This window comes from Pseudomonas sp. SDO5522_S412 (assembly GCF_054071215.1).
In genome coordinates, this window is the sequence record NZ_JBSVWQ010000033.1 from 15600 (window position 1) to 35464 (window position 19865).

16 protein-coding genes are annotated in these 19865 nt (G+C 61.5%); 11 read left to right on the forward strand and 5 right to left on the reverse strand.

Annotated features, from left to right (window positions below; translation table 11 throughout):
- Nucleotides 1–226 precede the first annotated feature (226 nt).
- Together ACW9I6_RS10415 and ACW9I6_RS10420 are read left to right on the forward strand one after the other, a co-directional pair.
- Nucleotides 227–463, forward strand: a complete 237-nt coding sequence (locus tag ACW9I6_RS10415) for a VF530 family protein (RefSeq protein WP_003216406.1) — start codon at nucleotides 227–229, stop codon at nucleotides 461–463.
- A 1-nt stretch (nucleotide 464) separates the two neighbouring features.
- Complete coding sequence (locus tag ACW9I6_RS10420) at nucleotides 465–1106, forward strand: Pr6Pr family membrane protein (RefSeq protein ID WP_003216408.1); 642 nt, start codon at nucleotides 465–467, stop codon at nucleotides 1104–1106.
- A gap of 71 nt (nucleotides 1107–1177) precedes the next feature.
- Here ACW9I6_RS10420 and ACW9I6_RS10425 read toward each other — a convergent pair whose 3' ends face one another.
- Complete coding sequence (locus ACW9I6_RS10425; protein WP_457339258.1) at nucleotides 1178–1927, reverse strand: siderophore-interacting protein; 750 nt, start codon at nucleotides 1925–1927, stop codon at nucleotides 1178–1180.
- Nucleotides 1924–2472: a PadR family transcriptional regulator gene (locus ACW9I6_RS10430; protein ID WP_003216412.1), complete on the reverse strand. Its 549-nt coding sequence runs from the start codon at nucleotides 2470–2472 to the stop codon at nucleotides 1924–1926. Before ACW9I6_RS10430 ends, ACW9I6_RS10425 begins: the two co-directional genes overlap by 4 nt.
- Nucleotides 2473–3012: 540 nt before the next feature.
- Here ACW9I6_RS10430 and ACW9I6_RS10435 point away from each other — a divergent pair.
- Genes ACW9I6_RS10435 through ACW9I6_RS10475 form a run of 9 tightly spaced genes read left to right on the forward strand, consistent with a single transcriptional unit; the run spans nucleotide 3013 to nucleotide 10682 of the window.
- Nucleotides 3013–3534, forward strand: a complete 522-nt coding sequence (locus tag ACW9I6_RS10435; RefSeq protein ID WP_023659208.1) for a fimbrial protein — start codon at nucleotides 3013–3015, stop codon at nucleotides 3532–3534.
- Nucleotides 3535–3585: 51 nt separating this feature from the next.
- Nucleotides 3586–4146 carry a fimbrial protein gene (locus tag ACW9I6_RS10440; RefSeq protein ID WP_023659209.1) on the forward strand — a complete coding sequence of 187 codons (561 nt, stop codon included), beginning with the start codon at nucleotides 3586–3588 and terminating at the stop codon, nucleotides 4144–4146.
- A 16-nt stretch (nucleotides 4147–4162) separates the two neighbouring features.
- A complete protein-coding gene (locus ACW9I6_RS10445) occupies nucleotides 4163–6775 on the forward strand; it encodes an outer membrane usher protein (protein WP_457339259.1) in 2613 nt (870 codons plus the stop codon).
- A complete protein-coding gene (locus ACW9I6_RS10450) occupies nucleotides 6772–7524 on the forward strand; it encodes a fimbria/pilus periplasmic chaperone (RefSeq protein WP_003216420.1) in 753 nt (250 codons plus the stop codon). The genes ACW9I6_RS10445 and ACW9I6_RS10450 overlap by 4 nt, the downstream gene beginning before the upstream one ends.
- 21 nt (nucleotides 7525–7545) lie before the next feature.
- Nucleotides 7546–8127, forward strand: a complete 582-nt coding sequence (locus ACW9I6_RS10455) for a fimbrial protein (protein ID WP_003216422.1) — start codon at nucleotides 7546–7548, stop codon at nucleotides 8125–8127.
- A 10-nt stretch (nucleotides 8128–8137) separates the two neighbouring features.
- Complete coding sequence (locus ACW9I6_RS10460; RefSeq protein WP_177040301.1) at nucleotides 8138–8635, forward strand: fimbrial protein; 498 nt, start codon at nucleotides 8138–8140, stop codon at nucleotides 8633–8635.
- Between the two features lie 14 nt (nucleotides 8636–8649).
- Nucleotides 8650–9129, forward strand: coding sequence for a fimbrial protein (locus tag ACW9I6_RS10465; RefSeq protein ID WP_134327276.1), 480 nt, complete (start codon nucleotides 8650–8652; stop codon nucleotides 9127–9129).
- Nucleotides 9130–9140: 11 nt separating this feature from the next.
- Nucleotides 9141–9674, forward strand: a complete 534-nt coding sequence (locus ACW9I6_RS10470; RefSeq protein ID WP_023659210.1) for a fimbrial protein — start codon at nucleotides 9141–9143, stop codon at nucleotides 9672–9674.
- 36 nt (nucleotides 9675–9710) lie between these two features.
- Complete coding sequence (locus ACW9I6_RS10475) at nucleotides 9711–10682, forward strand: fimbrial protein (RefSeq protein ID WP_008435561.1); 972 nt, start codon at nucleotides 9711–9713, stop codon at nucleotides 10680–10682.
- Nucleotides 10683–10695: 13 nt separating this feature from the next.
- Here the strand turns inward: ACW9I6_RS10475 and ACW9I6_RS10480 are convergent, their stop codons facing one another.
- The 3 genes from ACW9I6_RS10480 to ACW9I6_RS10490 form a co-directional block, all read right to left on the reverse strand.
- Nucleotides 10696–15801: an NEL-type E3 ubiquitin ligase domain-containing protein gene (locus ACW9I6_RS10480; RefSeq protein ID WP_457339260.1), complete on the reverse strand. Its 5106-nt coding sequence runs from the start codon at nucleotides 15799–15801 to the stop codon at nucleotides 10696–10698.
- 135 nt (nucleotides 15802–15936) lie between these two features.
- Complete coding sequence (locus tag ACW9I6_RS10485) at nucleotides 15937–19029, reverse strand: transglycosylase domain-containing protein (protein ID WP_457339261.1); 3093 nt, start codon at nucleotides 19027–19029, stop codon at nucleotides 15937–15939.
- Nucleotides 19030–19282: 253 nt separating this feature from the next.
- Complete coding sequence (locus ACW9I6_RS10490) at nucleotides 19283–19741, reverse strand: REP-associated tyrosine transposase (protein WP_457339262.1); 459 nt, start codon at nucleotides 19739–19741, stop codon at nucleotides 19283–19285.
- Nucleotides 19742–19865: the final 124 nt, after the last annotated feature.

The window sequence follows — 19865 nt, forward strand, 5'->3', positions numbered from 1 at the left end:
TCCCACGCTCTGCGTGGAAATGCATGCCGTGACGCTCTGCGTCACCATTGCGCAGGGTTAAAACTTGCGTCGACCGAGGGACGCAGAGCGTCCAATTCGGCATTCCCACGCAGAGCGTGGGAACGATCGAACAGTGGCCTATAGTGAAGGCAACGCTTCCACCCGCACGGCCCGTCCGCTAAGGTGCGCGGCTTCGTTTTCTTCTTTTCTGCACAAAAGGCCCGGCATGACCGCGACAAACAAAGACCCACTGCACGGCGTCACCCTGGAACAGGTCCTCACCGCGCTGGTGGCGCATTACCAATGGGAAGGCCTGGCCGAGCGCATCAACATCCGCTGTTTTTCCAGTGACCCGAGCATCAAGTCGAGCCTGTCGTTCCTGCGCAAGACCCCGTGGGCGCGGGAGAAGGTCGAAGGTTTGTACGTGAAGTTGATGCGCACCAAGCGACCGGTCGAGGACTGAGGTGAAACGTCACCTTATCGGCCTCGCAGCCCTCGGCGGTTGGGCCGGCCTGGCGCTGCAGCAGTACATCATTTTCTACTTCCGCTGGGTCGATGGCGCCAGCCTGTTGCCGGGCCTGGTGAATTTCTTCAGCTTCTTCACCGTGCTCACCAACACCCTGGTGGCGGTGGTGTTGACCCATGCGTGGGTGCAACGGCCAACCGCGGCGAGCCGGTTCTTCCTCGGGCCCGTAGTCAGCAGCGGGATTGCCGTGAGCATTGTCGTGGTCAGCCTCGCCTACAGCCTGTTGTTGCGCCACATGTGGCAGCCTGCGGGGGTGCAGTTTGTGGCGGACGAGCTGCTGCACGACGTGATGCCGTTGGTATTTGTCGCGTATTGGTGGTGGTGCGTGCCCAAGGGCAGCCTGCGCCTCAAACACATCGGGCTGTGGGTGATTTACCCGGTGGTGTACTTCGCCTATGCGTTGTTGCGCGGGTATGTGTGGGGGCTGTATCAGTATCCGTTCATTAACGTGGACACCCTGGGTTATCCCCAGGTGTTCATCAATGCCGGGGGGATTCTGGTGGGGTTTGTACTGATTGCTCTGGGGGTGGTGGGGCTGGATAAAATCTGTAGGAGCGAGCTTGCTCGCGAAGAACGTTAACGATAACGCAGTGTGTCTGGTTTAACGCGGCGCTCTCAGGTTCTTCGCGAGCAAGCTCGCTCCTACAGGGATCACTGTTGCCAGTAACCCACGGCCTTGAGGAATGCCTCATTGACGTTGTGCGTGTCCAGCAGCACCCGCCGTACCTGGCGCGACAGCTTGCTCTCGGTGGCGACAAAGCTGTACAGCGAACCGCCCGGCAGCGTCAGGTTCTGCACCGTCTCGAGCAGGTCATCCTGGCCGCGCACCACCCAGATCACTTCCACTTCGGCAGCGCTGGCCAGCGGCTGCTGTTCCGCCGCATTGGCGATCTCTATCACCGCCAATACCTTGCGCCCCGCCGGCAATTCGTCCAGGCGCCGGGCAATCGCCGGGATCGCGGTTTCATCGCCGATCAACAGGTAGCTGTCGAAGATATCCGGCACGATCATCGAGCCACGCGGCCCGCCGATGTGCAGGTGCTGGCCGACCTTGGCCTGCTCGGCCCAGGTGGAGGCAGGGCCATCGCCATGCAGTACGAAGTCGATGTCCAGCTCGCCGATGTCCAGGTCGTACCGGCGTGGGGTGTAGTCGCGCATGGCGGGTTGCGGGCCGTCGCCGCGCAGGTTGAAGTCGGGGCTGTCCAGCGCCGCTTGTTCGGCGGCGTTCTGTGGGAACAGCAGCTTGATGTGATCGTCACTGCCCAGGCTGATAAAGCCCGCCAGTTCCGGCCCGCCCAGGGTGATGCGGCGCATGCGCGGGGTGATGTCGACCACCCGCAGGACTTCGAGGCCGCGGCGTTTGATTTCGTGGGTCACGCGGTGGATGGCTTGGGTATTCATTGAGCTTTCCCGTCGGCAATGGCTTGGGCGGTGCTGTTGAGCAGCGCCGCGACACGAACGATTTCTTCCGGGCTCCAGCGCCCGTGGTGCGAATGCAAGGCGTGGCGCAGGTTATGCACCGCCTCGTGGATTTCCGGCGGACGGTCCTGGCCCCGCAGCGAACGTTTGCTCACATCCATGCGCATGCGAATGCCTTCGAGGGCAACCGCCTGTTCGCTTAAGAAGAGACGACCGGCGTCGGTGATTGTGTAGCGTTTTTTTCCGTCTTCGGCGTCGCCGGTAATCAATTCGCTTTCTTCGAGAAAGGTCAGCGTGGGGTAGATCACGCCGGGGCTGGGGCTGTAGGCGCCGTCGAACAGGGTCTCGATCCGGCGAATCAGGTCGTAGCCATGGCACGGCTGTTCGGCGATCAGCGCCGGCAGCAGCAGTTTCAGGTCGCCGGGCGCGAAGACCCGTGGGCCACGGCCGCCGCGCTCGCGGCCTGGACGTTTGTCGAAGCCGTCGCGGCTGTCACCGGGGTCGCGGTGTGAATGATGGTCTCTCATTTCGGGTGCTCTCGTTTGGTTTAGATACAACGTAAGATATATCTTATTGCCGCCGCAACCTCGGCAGACGAACGGTCATCTCGCGTCTTGTGAGACGGGACTCGAAACGGGCCGATCAGCGCACTGACCCTTTCGACATATTCGCCAACTTGTTAGTTGGCGTGCCCCAGTAATTACTGTTGTTTTTTATAATATGTAATCCTATTCTTACGGACTTGTTCTGCACTAAATAATTCTCGTTAAGTTGATGTAGTCCGTTTCTTACGGTTGATTCAAAAGTTTTGGCAAAGTGCCATAATTTTCCTATGTGTCTTGGTGTGACAAGGCTACGTGAATAAGCGAATCGACCGGCTTTCATATTCAAAATCGAAATGGATAATTGCCCGGCCTCGAACGAACTCCTGAATTGCAATACAAGTAATTGGAAAGCATCCAATTTCCATTGCTTCGGGAAATTGTTCTGGTGCTGGGTTAATTAAGTCCTGTGCGCAACTAAGCCAGGATTTCGTTTTGATTTTTAATACATGTGAGCCTCTGCAAATGAAGACTAAAGTAAAAGCTGCGCTGTTGACTGTCGGCCTGTTGGCGGGTTCGATCTCTGTTGCTAATGCGGCGGACGGGACGATTACATTTACCGGTTCGGTCCATTCGGGTGCTTGCTCTATCAAGCCTGAGTCTGTGGATCAGTCAGTTGCACTTGGCGCTATTGCAAAGCATCAGTTGCAATCCGGCGGCAAGTCCACCGCCCGCCCCGTGGCGATCGAGCTTGAAGGGTGCGACCTGTCTGGCCTCACCGATAACACCGTGACCACTACCTTCACCGGTGCACCGTCCAGCGTTGTGCCTGGCGGCATCGGCACGGTCGGCAGCGCGGGCGGCATCGGCATCATGATGACCCACGGCGGCAAAGCGATTGAGTTGGGCGTGCCAACCACTCCGCAGGCCATTGTTGCCGGTAATAACACCCTGCAGTTCGGCGCCTACGTACAAGGCCAGGCGACAGGCGACATCGTTCCTGGTGATTTCAGCGCGGTCACCAACTTCACCTTGGCTTATCAGTAAGTGTTTCCCCCGCCACCACTGGTGGCGGGGGAAAACTGGCGGGAGATCAAGGTGAAAACATTCATAAGTCTCGCTATTGCCTCTTCATTGACGTTGTTCATCAGCCCTTGTGATGCCGCGCAGACGCGTGTGCAAGGCGATGGGCTCGTCACGCTGGGAGGCGAGATCATCGACTCGGCCTGCGGGCTGGAAGCGGTCACTGCCGATCAGACCATCGACATGCCTCCCGAACCCATCGGCCGCCTGTTGCGAGAGGGCGCGGGGCAAATGCAGCCGTTCCAGCTACGGCTGGTCAACTGCACCGTGACGCGTCCCGACCCGCTGCGCCCCGGCGAAACGCTGCCGGACTGGGAGCATCTTCGCGTGACGTTCGACGGGCCCAGCGATATGGGCGGGCGCACCTTTGCGGCCTTTGGGGCCTCGCAGGGGGTTGCCTTCCATATTGAGGACGCCGCTGGCCAGGTGAGTGTGCCGGGAGTGCCGATGGCGCTGCTGCCGGTGGTTGATGGCGACATGACACTTCATTACAGGCTCCGCCTGGTGGGCAACGGAGTGCCGCTGTTGGCAGGGGCTCACCGCGCGGCAGTGCGGTTCAAGTTGGAATACTTTTGAAGATTGAGTTGCGTGTATGTTGAATACGTCGAAAGTCATGAATACGCTGCGCCCCAGCCTCTTTGGCGGGTTGATATCACTGGCTGGAACTGCAATGGGCGCCGGGGATATTGAGTTTAATACCGACGTTCTTGATCTGATTGATCGCTCCAATATTGACCTGTCTCAGTTTGCACGCAGTGGGTTTATCTTGCCTGGCACCTACTCGATGGTGGTCCAGTTCAATACCCAACCTATATCTGAACAATCGGTGGCGTTCTTTGCCCCCGATGATGATCCCAAAGGCAGTGTGCCCTGTTTATCGCGCGAGCTTGTCGAGCAACTGGGCCTCAAGGCGTCCGGTGCTGACCAGTTGAAGTGGTGGAAGGGCGGGCAGTGCCTGGATGTCACGGGCTTGCCCGGCATGGAAGTCAGTGCCGACCTGGGCACGTCCACCCTGGACATCAACCTTCCCCAGGCCTACCTGGAATACAGCGCCATCAACTGGGACCCGCCGTCACGTTGGGACGAGGGGGTGCCGGGGCTGCTGGTCGACTACAACATGACGGCGCAGTCCAGCTACCGCAAAGGTGACGGTACGCGCAATGACCTCAGCGGTAACGGCACACTCGGGGCCAATGCCGGGGCCTGGCGCCTGCGGGCGGATTGGCAAGGGCGTGTCGAGAAAGACCGCGAGGCGCAGGCCAGCCGGCAAAAACTGGAGTGGAGTCGCTATTACGCATATCGCGCCATTCCTGCGCTGAAGGCACGCCTGGTGTTGGGCGAGGACTACCTGTATTCGGACCTGTTCGACAGCTTCCGCTTTACCGGTGCCGGGCTCAAGTCAGACGAAAGCCAGCTGCCGCCCAACCTGCGGGGCTATGCACCGGAAGTGGTCGGGGTGGCCAAGACCAATGCAAAGGTTGTCATCAGCCAGCAGGGGCGTGTGCTCTATGAAACGCTGGTGGCGGCAGGCCCTTTTCGGATCCAGGACCTTAACGACGCCGTGTCCGGCACGCTGGATGTGCGGGTCGAGGAGCAGGACGGTTCGGTACAGAAATTCCAGCTCGATACGGCCGGCGTTCCCTACCTGACGCGTCCCGGGCAGGTCCGTTACAAGCTGTCTGCAGGGCGGCCGTCCAATCTGCAGTACCACTCCCACGGTGACTTTTTCGGCACCGGCGAGTTTTCCTGGGGGATCAGCAATGGTTGGTCGCTGCTGGGCGGTGCGATAACGGATAACAACTACCGTGCGCTGTCGGTGGGCGCGGGGCGGGATTTGCTGGCGTTCGGGGCCGTTTCCCTGGACGTCACCCAGTCTCGCGCCAGCCTGTGGAACCAGACACTTTCGGGCAAATCCTACCGCCTTCAATATTCCAAGAACTTTGAAGAGTACGACAGCCAGGTCACCTTCGCCGGTTACCGGTTCTCCGAGAAGAACTACTTGAGCATGAGCCAATACCTGGATGCTCGGCACTATGGGTTGAACGGTGAATTGGGTGGGCGCGGCGTGTTCGATGAAGACGGTAACTTCATTGAACACTGGAAACCCATTGGCGGTAACAAGGCGCTGTATACGGTCACGGTGAACAAACAGTTCCGCGATCTGAACACCACGGTGTATGCCAGCTACAACAAACAAACCTATTGGAACCGGCCGGACACCCAGCGCTGGAACCTGTCGGCGTCTCGTTACTTCAACGTGGGCTCTGTCAGGAACATGAGCCTGTCGCTGAATTTATATCGCACCCATGAATACCAATATAAGGACAACGGAGCAGCGCTGACGGTCAGCCTGCCATTGGGACCCACCGGCACCCTGTCGATGGATGCCAACAGGGCCGGCGGCAAAAACAGCTTTACCACACGCTACGCCGATCGCCTGGATGAACGTAACAGCTACCAGGTCAGTGCCAGCGATACCTCGGCCAGCGGCTACCTGAGCCATATTGGTGACCAGGCCGACATCGACCTCAGCGCCACGACGCAACAAGGCAATAACCGCACCCTCAGCGCATCCGTGCGTGGCGGCGGCACGCTCACGCCTTACGGCGGGGCGCTGCATCGAACCACCAGTACCGGCGGAACCCGGCTGCTGGTCGATACCGCCGGTGTGCCCGATGTGCCCGTGCGGGGCTACGGCACGCCGACCCGCAGCAACGCGTTCGGCAAGGCGGTCATCTCCGACATCACCAGCTACCAGCGTACGGCGGCCAGTGTTGACCTGGAGAAATTGCCCAGCGATGTCGAGGCCACTCAATCCGTGACGCAACTGACCCTCACCGAGGGGGCCATTGGCTACCGATCCCTGGAAGTGATTTCCGGCCAGAAGGCCATGGCGGTTCTTCGCCTGCCGGATGGCAGCGCACCGCCCTTCGGCGCCACGGTGAAAAACCGCAAGCAGCAGGACACCGGGGTGGTGAATGACGGCGGGGATGTCTACCTGAGCGGCATTCAGGCCGGCGAGCAGATGATCGTCAGCTGGGGCGGCACCGAGCGTTGCGTCCTGACGCTGCCTGTCGAGTTGCCAACGGATGCGTTCACCGATGCCCTGCAACTGCGCTGCCAGAGGGTAGCCGTCGATCAAGCCTCACCCGAGCCAGCCAGCCTGACCGGCCAGCGAAACACTATGGAGAACCCATCCTCATGAAACACAGCACACGTTTTACCTATGCACTGCTGCTGGCGGTCTTGAGCCAGAGCGCCAACGCCGCTGTCGGCCTGGACCGTACCCGCGTGATTTTCGACGGTGGCAAAGACGCAACCAGCGTCAACATCACCAACAACAACCCCCAGTTGCCGTACCTGGCCCAGGGCTGGATCGAGGATGAAGAGGGCAACAAGATCACCTCGCCGTTGATCGTGCTGCCACCGGTCCAACGCCTGGAGCCCGGCAAGCAAAGCCAGGTAAAAGTCCAGGCGTTGCCGGCCGCCAAATCGCTGCCCCAGGATCGGGAGACGGTCTACTACTTCAACCTGCGGGAAATTCCGCCGCGCAGCGACAAGCCCAACACCCTGCAAATCGCCCTGCAAACCCGGATCAAATTGTTTTACCGGCCGCAGGCAATTACCCCCACCCAGCAGGACCTGTCCAACCCATGGCAGGAAAAGCTGACCCTTACCCGGCAAGGCGATCACTACCAGGTGAATAACCCCACGCCTTACTACGTGACCCTGGTGGATGCGCGCAGCAGCAAGGACGGCAAGACCATACCGGGCTTCGAGCCGGTGATGGTCCCGCCCAAAGGCACGCAGGCCCTGGGGCCGACTGCCAAGGAGCTCGGCACCACCCCCTATTTGTCCTACGTGAATGATTACGGTGGCCGTCCGCTGCTGGCGTTCACCTGCAGTGGCGAGACATGCAAGGTGAACACGCAACTGTCTGTGGCCAATCAGTAGTGCCTGCTGCCGGAGAACGTCATGAAGTTGCACACAGTGAAGGTCTTGGGCGGTCTGTTGCTGGCCCTGATGGGGCCGGCGCACGCCGCGGATGACGAGGATGTGGAGGGCATGGTCGGGATGCTCAACATTCTCGGGTCCATGCATGAAACCCCCTGCAGCCTGGAGATGGCATCCCTGCACCAGACGATCGACCTGGGCCCGGTGTCGGCCAGCCAGTTGCAACGGCCGGGTGACCAGGCGACCTCCGTGGCCTTTCAACTGCTGTTCGAGGATTGCCGGCGAACCGCCGGCCGCATCGCCAGTGAACGCACGGGGAACCTGACATGGAGTGCTTATCAACCGGTGCTCTCGGTGGCGTTCATCGCACCAGCCGATGCCGATGATTCACGGCTGGTCAAGGTGCAAGGCATCACCGGGATGGGCCTGCGCCTGACCGATTCCCAGGGGCGCGATGTACAGCTGGGTTCAAGGGGGGAGCCATTGTTCTTGCCCTTGGGCCGCAACACGCAGACCTGGAACGTCCAGCCCACGCGCACCCCGGCACCCCTGACCAGCGGTGCATTCCGGGCCGTGGTGGATTTCAGGCTCAATTATGAGTAAGGGCAGAACAATGACCAGGTTAACCGGCCCGTGGGCCATTTTTATCGGTGCGGGACTGCTGTGGGTGGTCAGCCAGGGCGTGCAGGCCGATACCAACCTGACGATCCGCGCGACCATCATTGCACCTCCACCGTGCGTGATTAACAGCGGCGGCACACTGAATGTGCCGTTCGGCAATGACCTGCTGACGTCACGGATCGATGGCGTGAATTATCGACGGGACGTGCCGTATACCGTCACCTGCAGTCCTCCCGTTTACAGCAACGCGATGACCCTGGAACTCAAGGGCGCGGCAGCCGGGTTTGATAACAAAGTGCTCTCGACCCCCAAGACCGACCTGGGGGTCAAGCTCTTCGCCAATGGGGCGGACTGGCCGCTGAACACGCCGCTCAGGTTTACCCATCCGACCTTTCCGGCCGTGCAGGCGGTGCCGGTCAAGCGCGCAGGCAGCACGCTGACGGGCGGGGCATTTGCGACCGCCGCCACCCTCGTGATCGAGTACCAATAATGAGGAAACGATCAATGAAATGTTGGCCACAGCGAACGTTGCTCGGCTTGTGTTGCTTCGGCTTTTTCAGTGCTGCGTCGGCCAACCTGACGTTCAACGGAACGCTGAACGAGCCGCCGCCCTGCACGATTGATTCGGGCAGCACGATTGAAGTCGATTTCGGGGATGTCGGCACCAAGCGTGTTGATGGCGTGAAATATCGCAGGGCCGTCGGCTACACCATCCGCTGCGGCGCCTCCACGCTGCCGTGGCTGTTGAAGTTGAGCGTCAAGGGCGCAGAGACAACCTTTGATAACGCGGCCCTGCAGACCACTGCGCCTGACCTGGGGATTCGGCTGTACCAGAACAACGCGCCGTTTCGCCTCAACACGCCGCTGGACATCAGCCTGGCGGCACCGCCGACCTTGGAAGTGGTGCCGGTCAAACGGCCGGGTTCGGTCCTGAAGGCCCAAGGGTTCACGGCGGTGGCCACGCTGTTGGCTGAATACCAGTAGGAGTCGAGTGTATGCGACACGCAATGATTCATAAGGGCCTGGCCCTGCTGCTGACCTTCGGCCTGGCGGCCACGGCGCAGGCGGTGGACAACCTGAGGTTCAAGGGCAACCTGGTGGAACAGGCCTGCACCATCCGCCCGGGCGATGAAGCCATCACCCTGGAGCTGTGGGACCTGACCAGCAAGCACCTCTACATCAACACACGCTCAGTGGGCAAACGTTTCACCCTGCACCTGGATGACTGCAATACCACCATCAGCGACTCGGTGACCATCCTGTTCAACGGTGCGGAAAACCGCGCGCTGCCCGGTTTGTTTGCGCTGGACGGTGGCAGCGGTGCCTCTGGTATCGGGCTGGGTTTGGAGACACTGAGCGACAAGCCGGTGCCGGTGAACAAGGTCGGCGACGAACAGAAATTGAGCCCCGGCAACAACGTAATCCTGCTCAAGGCCTATGTGCAGGGTGAGCCGGATGCCCTGCGGGACAAGACCATCGGGCACGGCAGCTACCGTGTGACTTCGACGTTTACGCTGGATTATCCGTAACGCTAAACCGTTATGCATGGGATGAAAGAGAACAACATGAAACGACTATTTGGAGCCGTTGTGCTGCTTGCCCTGGCTGGCGTCACGACGACCGTGAAAGCGGCTGATTGCCGGGTCAATGGCGGCAATTGGCAACGGGTGAGCATTGGCGGGACGTTGAACCTGCAGGTTCCGGTGAATGTGCGGCTGGAGGTGAATGAGCCGCGCATTCTCCTGTCCGGGGTGAGGATCGAATGCCGGTTTGAACCGGACAGCTATACCCCGGATGGACGGCAGGACTACTGGGCCACCGGGACGAGGATCGGCCCGGCCTGGTCGCCTGGTCCGAAGTTCGTCAGCCAGACGACCGGCTTGCGTATCAATGGCAGTTATTGGAACACGCCTATCCAGGCGGGTATCAGGATTGCGACCATGCCTAACAATACGTCTCCGATCCCGATCGATGTCATCCCTTATATATTGATCCGCAACAACCCGACCAACCCGATCGACATTCGAATAGGTGACACTTTGGGCGTGTTACGTCTCGACCAGACCAACAACTACGATTCCTTTTCCACGAGCCTGCAGCTTACGTACATCGCCAACAACGACTTCACCATCTCCCCGTCGTCGTGCACGATCAACAATAACCAACCGATCGAAATCAACTTCGGCAACGTGCACCAGAGGGCGATAGGCACCGACCCCGTATCAACCACCGTTCGTACCGATCGCACGCTCACCTACCGGTGCCCGGACCCGGGGATTACCACGCCGATCACCATTACCTACAAAGGCACGCCGTCCTCGTTCAACGCCAATGCGCTGGTGATGAGCAATCCGAACGTGGGCACGGCCCTTGTCCGTCAGGGGACTGCGGTTCGAGTCAATGGCTCGTTCCTGACCCGTATCACCAACAGTTCCGGGAGCGACGTTGTAACGTTCGCCCTGGTCAAGCAGGCGGGGTCCCTGCCTGTCGAGGGGCCGTTGAACGGCAGCGGCGTACTGGTAATGGGGGTGCCATGACACACCCATACGGTCAGACCTGGCGCGTGACGCGGTTACGTTGTTGGCTGTGGCGTTCCAAAGCCTGGTGGGTCAACTCGCGCATCCATTGTTTTTCGCGGTAGCCCAGTTCGTTGAGCAGCAGGTTGTAGCTGTCGTCCGTCATGGGTTGCCCGGTCAGCACCTGCGGGTGCGGTACACCCAGGGCGTCGGCGAGGCCGATCAGCGTGAGCCTCAACGCTTCCTTCTGCTCGGCGGGTAAGCCGTTGGCCTGGGCCAGCCTGGCCTGGGCTTCCTGCAGTTCATCAAGGCGTGCGCATTGTTCGTCGAAATGCCGGGCATTGGCCTCAAGGGTGTTCGGGTGGTGGTCGTGCAGGTACTGTTCCCAATAGGGCTCCAGCAACATCTGGTTGACCAGGCCATCGCCTTCGCCCAGCTCCAGCACCGTGCTGTAGGCCTGTTCGATCTGCGTGGGTTTTACGTCGCCGGTGTCGCGGTACAGCATGTGTTCCGACAGCCAGGGCAGGTCGAGGCGCTTGGCCAGGGAGGTCTGGTAGCTCAGGTAGACCTCCACGTCGTCCACGTTACCCATCACGCCCTCCCGTCGTTGGGAACGCAGCCATTGGCCGAGGCCGCCTTCGGCTTCGGGTTTGAGCCGATGGGCAATGTCCTCGCTGGCGATGCGGTTCAATTGCTTGAGCCGTGCATTGCCCTTTGCCAGCGTCACCAGTTTGCCCTCGCGCTCGCTGGCCGAGGCGGAGTAACGCTGGGCTTCGCTGACCAGCACTTCGATGCCCAGGTCATTGAAAATCTGTGCACTGCCGTCGGCGCACAGGCCGGGAAAACTGGCCATCTTGAACAGCTTTTCACGCAGCGCCGTATCGTTGTGGGCCGCCTCCAGCAAACGCCAGACGCGCTCGCGCAACGTTTCAAGATTGTCCCAATAGGTGTCCATGTCCTGGGGCCGCTGGAAGAAGTCGGGCGCTTCAAGGGCCTTGATCACCTCGAACAAACCCTGGGAGCCGTGCTCGCGCTCCACCGCTTGCCACAGCTCCTGGCGCCTGCCCAGTAACGGCGGCCTGACCCGTTCCAGCCACGGGCCGCTCTCTCCACGGGGTTCATAGCTGCGGTTGGGGTCCAGTCCGGCGGCTTCGCGGTACTGCTCGTACAGCAGGCGCTGGTCGTTGAGCAGGGTGTTGCGGTCCAGGCGGGTATGGGCGACGGTCCGGGCCTCGGCGCTATCGGCCATGAGCGCTGGCACATGGTCAATCCTGGTTTGGCTCAGGTCGAGCAAAAAGCCCTCCTCCCGTGGGTGGGCAAACAGCCCGGTGGGCCATTGGGTGATGGGGGTGCGGCTCAGGAACAGGCGGCGCAGGTGCGGCATTTTCGAGATGTTCGGTGGCTGCGTCAGCGGGTTGCGGTACAGGTTCAAGTTGCGCAGGTGCTTGAGGTTTTTCAGGCGCGCAACGTCGCCGTTGAGCAGCGTGATCTGGTTTTCCCCCAGGTTGAGGTCGCGCAGGTAGCGCATGTTGGCGATGGGCTCGGGCAGCCGCGTCAGTTCGTTCGCACTGACGTCCAGCTCCCGCAGGGACGGGAATGCCTGCAGAAAGGGCCACTGGCTGTCGTTGAACATGCAGTTGGCCAGCTTCAATTGGGTGACGTGCTCGAAACCATTGCCCAGCAGCGGCAGGCTGCCGGGCAGGTCGAGGGCGCTGAGGTCCAGGCTCGCGCCGCTCTGCACCTGGCCCAAGTCGTCGCGGTGCTCGGCGAGGCGGTCTTCCCAGCAGCGATAGAGTTTGTGCGCAATGATATTTTTACGCAGTTTTTCCTCCCGGGCCATGCGGCTGTTTTTGGGATGGGGGCCGGGCAGGCGCTTCCATTGCTCCAGCTCCCGGTACAGGTTGTGCCGCTGCAGGACCAGGCGATTGAGGACATCGTTGTTCAGCCCCGGGCCGATCTCATTGAGGAACCGCTGCAGGCGTTCCTCCTCCAGGGTCGGGAACAGACTGGCCAGCACCTCCCGGGCGCGGGCCTGGCCCAAGTGCTCCTGGGCGCGGCGCAACCCGCCGAGGGCCGCGCCGCCGAGCAGGGTGGTGGTCTGCACATCTGCCGTACTGCGCAGCGGTGGCTCGGCCAGCACCCGGCGCCGTTCGGCCAGGGGTTCGAGGGTTTCCATCAGCCAATGCTTGAGCCCGGCGCCCTGGCCGGGCCAGTAGCCCAGTTCACGTTGCTGCGCTTCGGACAGCGCGCGCAACAGGCATTCATACAGGGTATCCGGCCCATGCAGGCGCTGGCCCTGCTGATCGAACAGTTCGTAGCCCACGTCGTTCTGGCGCACCAGCACCCGGCGCCGGCGGGCATCGGCCGGCCCGGCTTCACAACGCAGCGTACCGCTGACCAGGCGATCGCGGATTTGCAGGTGCAGGTCGCCAAAGCCATCGCTGTAGCGCTTGAGGGTATTGAGCACCAGGCGCTCGGTACCTTCGGTGATCGCCCAGGGCGGGAAGAACCCCGCGTAGGCATGGACACTGTGCTGGGCGAAGCTCAGTTCCCTGGCCTGATTGAGCAGGCGCAGCGGTACGTGGTGGTCCAGGGTTTGCCGTTCGGCCGGGGTTGTGCCGGCCAGCAGGGTGTCGGCCAGCGGCCGGTCCAGCGGGCTGACCTGTTCGCGCAAACGGCGTCCATGGGGATCGGCGCTGACCTGGCGGGCTTGATGGATGTAGTCGGCGATGTCACCGGTCTGGCGCGCCACCGAGTCCGCCAGTTGATCGCGCAAGGTTTGCACGCGCAGTGCTTGCGGAACGTCGCCGCCCAGCAGGTGCCTGATCGACGGCTCATCGAGAAACTCCAGCACCCGCGCCGGCAACTCGCCGGACATCACCTCGGCCAGGCTCAATTGCAGCGTGTCGGCCGGCGATGCCTGCGGGTTGGCGTACTTGTGGGAGTCACCGCTCTTGTTCGAGCGCACGAACACTTCCAATGCCTTGGTTTGGGGCCAGCCCGGTAGCTCGGTGATGGTCTGCTCGAACCAGGCGGACGTCGCATCCAGCGGCAGCGGTGCGCCGGCGCGAATGGTGTGCACGGTCTGTGTGGCAGCGCGCTGGGCTTCATAGCGATTGAGGGTCGCTTCCAGCAGCGGCGGGGTCGGCCGGTTTTGCACGTAAAGGTTGCGCAGCACACCGTCGTCGGCACCGCTGATGCGTTGCATCTGCTGCAGTTGCTGGTTGCTGAAGGGCGCCGTGCGCGGCCCCAGGCGGCGCATCAGCGTGGCGCTGTCCCAGGTGCGCGGTTGCTCGGCTTCATGTACGAAGGCGCCGTCGCCGTTGAACCGCACCAGGGGTTGATAGGCGTTGGCGCGCTCCGGGTGAGCGATACGCGTGTCGCCGGTTTCAGGGTCTGCCTGCACTTCGAAGTGAGTACCTTGCAGCGCGAGGATCTGCTTGCCCCGATGGGTGTGCAGGCCGTCGACAATGGGCGGCTGGTCGAGGTTTTTCACAGCATAGGGCGCAATATCCGGGTGCCACAGGCGCGTGCTGCCGTCGGGCCGCACCACCGGGCGCAAGCCTTCGACGAAGGGGCTGAGCTTGAGCCGTGCGACATGGCCCAACTGGCTGGCAGCACCGAACAAGGCAAACTGGATCACGCTGTCGGCCACCGCGACCACTTGCTCCGCCGCCTCGGCACCACGCCCCTGGGCCCAATCGACAATCCCCTCGAACACCTCGTCGGTGATCTGGTACAGGCTGTAGGCGAGCATCGCTTCCCCCAGCAGCGGCACGAAGGGCGTCAGCACCAGCAGCGCCGCATTGAAGATATCCCCGAGGATTTTTTCCAGGTTGTCCCACCAGGCCCAGCGCGCGTGGCGGTCGGCGGTGGCGGTGGGCACGGCGATGTCCAGGGCATCGTTGACGATCTTGTTCAACTTGAGGCGGTACTGGTAATTCCACAGGTCATTTTCGGCGGCGAGCGTTGAGCGATTGACGTGATCGTCACCGATAGCCTGCACGCTGAATTGCAGGTTTGGCTGGGTGGTCGGGGTGTCGCGCCAGCTGGGACGCGGGTCGGTGTGGGCGGTTTGATGCCAGCGCACACGGCTCAAGCGTGTATTGAGCCCGGCAAAGAATTCACCGCGCCTGGCGTGGTCGATGAACTGGCTGAAGAAGGTCTGGTAGCGCTGGCTGTCCCGCAGTTTTTCCGTGAGGTGGCTGAGGAAGGCCGCAGGCGACGGGTATTGCTTCAGAGGGTGTTCGGGGTCTGCGGGGATGTACACCAGCACCTTGCCGACGGGCCGGGTGGGCTGCGGGACAAACAGCAACAGGATGCCGGTCAATGCCGTGTTCATCAGGCTCAGGGTATGGCATTCAAGCGCCTGACCGTCCAGCAGCGCGACGTGGCCGGCGATCAGGTCGAGCACGGCGCCGTGGGCATCGGCGTCGATGTCCCGGTTGATCAAGGCCAGGTGCGCCGCCGTACCCAGGGCAGTCTTCTGAGTGGCAATCATCTGCAGGCGCACGGCCCGGGTCACCGCCGGGTCATAGAACCCCAGGGCCTGGCGCAGGCTTTTCTGGTAGCGGGCGCCCAGGTCCAGGGTGCGGCAGATGTGCTTGAACTGTTCAGCGGTCAATACGGCGCCGGTGATGGAGTGGCGCAAGGTCAGTGTATCCCGCTGCCCGCGTGGGTCTTCGGCGGACAGGAAGGCGTAGTCGACGAAGGTGTCCGAGGCGGCAAAGTTGGCCAGCGCGACGTCCAGCAGCGACAGGGTTTTGCTTTGCTCCCCACGATTGAAATCGTGCACCCACCAGGCAACTTTGGCGCTGGCATACAGCCGCAGGCAGGTGGTTCTGACGTCAATCTCGCCATAGGCCTTCAAGGCATTTTTCAGCAGCGGTTCGGCGAAGGCGTACACGTCGGTCAATGCCTGGAATCGCTGGTCCATCGCAGCCTGCTGCTGCCAGTGTGCGGCGATCGCGGGCTTGAGCGCTTGATGCTGGTTGGCGCTGGCATGGGGATAGTGGCGGATGCCTTGGCGGGCGACGTCGTTGAGTGCGCGCAGGCGGAGTGGCGAGGTGGTTTTCAGCCAGTGCGGCAGGGCGTTTTCGATAAACGCGTGGTGCAGGGACTGGTCGGGTATGTCGGCCATGGGGGCAACCTGTAGAGCTCAAAAAGAAGGCTTGAGTCTATGCACCGGCACGGCTGCGGATAAGTTTGAATAGTGGGTGGAAACCGCGGCGGATCCCTCAGTAATCCGCAAGTGAAAAGCGCAGGGATAGGCCCATCAGCGCACGCTGCATAAGCTGTTGTTGCCCGGTTGCAGATAGGGCGTAAGAATCGGCGCCATGCCCTTGAGTACCTGTACCGGCAACGCCGAAGTGAACTTGAAACCCTGGGCCGAAGCGCCGGGGACGAAGGCGGTCAGCGTGCCGAAATGATGCTCGCCGATGTAGAACACGAAGGTCGCCGTGCGGTTGATCGCCTTGGAGCTGAGGATCCGCCCACCGGCGCCGATGGCTTCGATCCGGTTGTCGCCGGTACCGGTCTTGCCGCCCATGGCCAAAGGCGTACCGTCCGCCAGTTTGAAACTGCCGGACACGCGTCGTGCAGTGCCCGCGTCCACCACCTGGGACAGCGCCCCCTTGAGTGCCGTGGCCACCTCGGAAGGCATCACGCGCTTTCCGCGATTGGGGTCGTTGACCAAGCGGGTTTCGTACGGGGTGTCGGCGGCAAAGCGCAGGCTGTCGATACGCAGGGTGGGCTGGCGCACGCCATCGTTGAGGATGATCCCCACAAGTTCCGCCAGGGCCGCCGGGCGGTCGCCGGAGCTGCCGATGGCCGTGGCAAGCGACGGCACCAGATGGTCGAAGGGGTAGCCGACTTTTTGCCAGCGCTGGTGAATATCGAGGAACGCTTCGATCTCCAGCATGGTGCGGATGCGGCTGTCGCGGGCACTCTTGTGGCGGCTCTTGAACAGCCAGCTGTAAACCTCCTGGCGCTCGTGTTCACTGGCGGCGGTGGCCTGGGTGAAGGTGGCGTTGGGGTTGTTCAGCAGGTAGCCCATCAGCCACAGGTCCAGCGGGTGAACCTTGGCGATATAGCCTTGGTCAGGCAGGTCGTAGGCGCCGGGGCCGTAATTCTGGTAGAGCTTTTCGAGGCGCTCGTCGGTGAGTTTTTCAGGGCTTTTGACGCTGCTCAAGTGCGAGCGGACGAAGCTGCTGAAACTCGCCTGGCTGGCGTTGGGCAGCAGGTAGCGGTGTACGGCGGCCAGGCGAATGGCGGTGGGGTGCATGCTGTCGAGGAAGGTGTCGAGGCGCGCCTGGGTGTTCTTGTTGCGGTATTTCTTCCAGAACTTGAGCAGGAAGGTGGTGCCTTCGCGGTCGGCGAATTTGGCCAGGTATTCCTGGCGCCTCGGGTCACTGTCGTCCTTGAGCAACTCGGCACTGTTGTTCGCACCGTGATAGGTGCTGTAGCGCACCAGGTCACGCATCAGGCGAATGAACGGCAAGTTGATCGACTCGCGCAGGGCTTCGATCAACGTGGGATTGCGACCGTTGTCCTGGCTGCGGAAGTTGTGGAAGTGGTGCATGCCGCCGCCGGTGAAAAAACCTTCGCCGGTGTTGGCCGAGTATTGGCGATTGAGGGCGGCGTCGAGCATGGCCGGCAGGTTGCGGTCGCTGTTCTGGATCAGGTAATCGAGGGCCCAGCGGGTAATGCGGTCCGTGTCCTCGACCGGGACTTTGCGCAGCTCGGCGGCAGGTGTCGCAGCGTATTTATCATGCAGTTCGCTGACGATTTGCAGGTAGGTGGTCATCACCCGCAGCTTGGCGGTTGAACCCAGTTCCAGCTTGCTGCCTTCGTTGATGTCGAATGGCTGGTCGGTGCTGTCGGTTTGCACGCGCACGCGGGCACCGTCGGGTGTCATCTCGTAGAGGTTGAAACTGTAGCGAACCTGAGCGGTGCTGGCAGGCGTCAGCAGCGTGGGCCCGAGCAGGCCGATCTGCGCGGCGAAGGCGGGGTCGGCGAGTTGCTTGAGGTACGTGCTGGCCTGGCTTTGCAGGTCGGCTTGCAAGGTGCTCGTGGCAGAGAGATCGAGTCGGTCGAGGTCGTACAGCGGCTGGTTGAGCAGGGCGGCCAGGCGAGTGCGGGCGACGCTGATGCCCTTGTTGGTTTCGATTGGCTGGATCGTCGGTTGTTGCTGCCAGTCACGGTAGGTGACTTTGCTGGCGAGGGCTGCGCTGGCCAGCGCCGGGTCGATCACGTTGTTTTGTGCGAGCAGGCGGATGTGGCTGTCGGTGAGGTCCGCCAGTTCCTTGTGGCCCTTGGACAGATAGTGAGACGGGCGACGCTGGGCGATCATCAGCGACAGCACCTCGCGCAACGCCAGACCCTTTTGCGGCAGCTGTTTGGGGTCGGTGCCGATGAGCAGCGCGTTTGTCTGGTTGAAGTCGGCGCCGTACCACACGCGCAAGCCTTCGGCCATGCCGTGCACTTCGCCATGGCCGGGTACCGCCGACAGGGGCACGCTGTTGAGGTAGTCGCGCACGATGTCTTGTCGGGCCGCGAGGGTTTGCGGGCCGTCCTGATACGCGCGCACGCTGGCGGAAATCATCTGGCGGATTTTCTCGCCGCCGGACAGGGTCAGGCCGTCGGGCGAGTGGCGGTATTTTTCCAGCTGCGTGGCCAGGGTACTGCCGCCTGCCGTCTGGCCGGGCAGGTGCAAAAGCTTCGCCACCTGGGACCAGGCGGCCTTGGCAAAGCGCGGCCAATCCACGGCCGGGTTGAGTTGCGGGTTTTTCGGGTCCAGCAGGTCGCGGTCTTCGATAAACAGCAGGCTGCTGACCACCACCGGCGGGATCGCCGCAAAGCTTGGGTAGAACTGTTGTGGATACGTGAACTGATACAGCGGCGCGGCGCGGCAATCGGTGATGGTCAGGCCGGCCTGGATCTTTTCCGGGTAGGGCACGAACAGGCCGCGCTGGGCGTAGGTCATCAGGTCGGGGGAGAAGCGCGCTTGAGCCTGGATCAGGTAGTCACGCTTGATCAAGCGCGGCAGGAACTCGCCGAGGGCGCTGTAGCCCAGGCGCTTGTCAAAGGGCCCGGCGCCAGGGTAAACCCGCGCATCACTGGGGCCCGAATGCATTTGGTAGGTGAGGGTTGAGGCAATGTCGGAGAAGGTCTTGGCCTGCAACCTTGAAGTGCGCATTTCCCGCAGGGCGGCAAAGCCCAGGGCGATCAGCGCAATCAGCAGCACCAGCCAGAACAGCCGCCACCACAACCGTCGGCGGGGAGGAGGGCTTTGTGGCAACGGCTGTTCATCCGGGCTATCGGTGGATACCGCAGCCTTGGTCGAAGCGTTTTGCCATAAAGCGCCCATAGTCGATTGATCCATTTACGTAGATTGATCGGACTTGGTTGAAGCTTAGACGGTGGTGGGCGAGTGGGGGGGATTTGTGAGTGTGATGCTGTTTGTGGCGAGGGGGCTTGTCCCCCGTTGGGCTGCGCAGCAGCCCCAAAACCTGCCATGAAGATCTTCCTGAAGAAATGCGGTGTGTTTACTGGGGCTGCTGCGCAGCCCAACGGGGGGCAAGCCCCCTCGCCACAGACAAGCCCTCTCCACACAGGAAAAATCAGAGCCAGGCTGCGTCCCATAGTGGGTAGTCACCAATATGTTCGACCAGGCCCGCTCGCAGAGGATTGGCGATGATGTAGCGGGCAATTTTGCGAAGGTCTTCATCGCTACGCACTGCTCGGTCATGGTAGCCAAGTTGCCAGAATCGTTCTTTGCTGCCGCGTGCGCGATTAATGGTGAGGGTGCTGCGGGATTTGGTACGTCCCACAGCCTGCGACAACGTTGTGCCTTGCAGCTCAAATAGCCAATGAAAGTGATCAGGCATGACGACCCATGCCAGAGAGTCGACCATTCCCAATTCATGGGTCTTCCTGAATTCTGCTACCAGTAGTCTTCCCAAATGGAAGTCTTTGAACAGGGGTTGCCGGTTGTGAACCACGGCGGTAATCAGATAAGGACGGTCAGATTCTGAATGTCGACCACGGCGTAACAGATGAGAGTTGGGTTGATGAAGCATTCCTTTGCTCCTTGAGGGGAAGTAGTCAATTGACGTTAGCAGCTGCTGTGGAGTGCTCTCTTGCAGTTCAGTGTCGGCGTGTTTCTCGAAGGTAGATTTGTGGCGAGCGGGCTTGTCTGTGGCG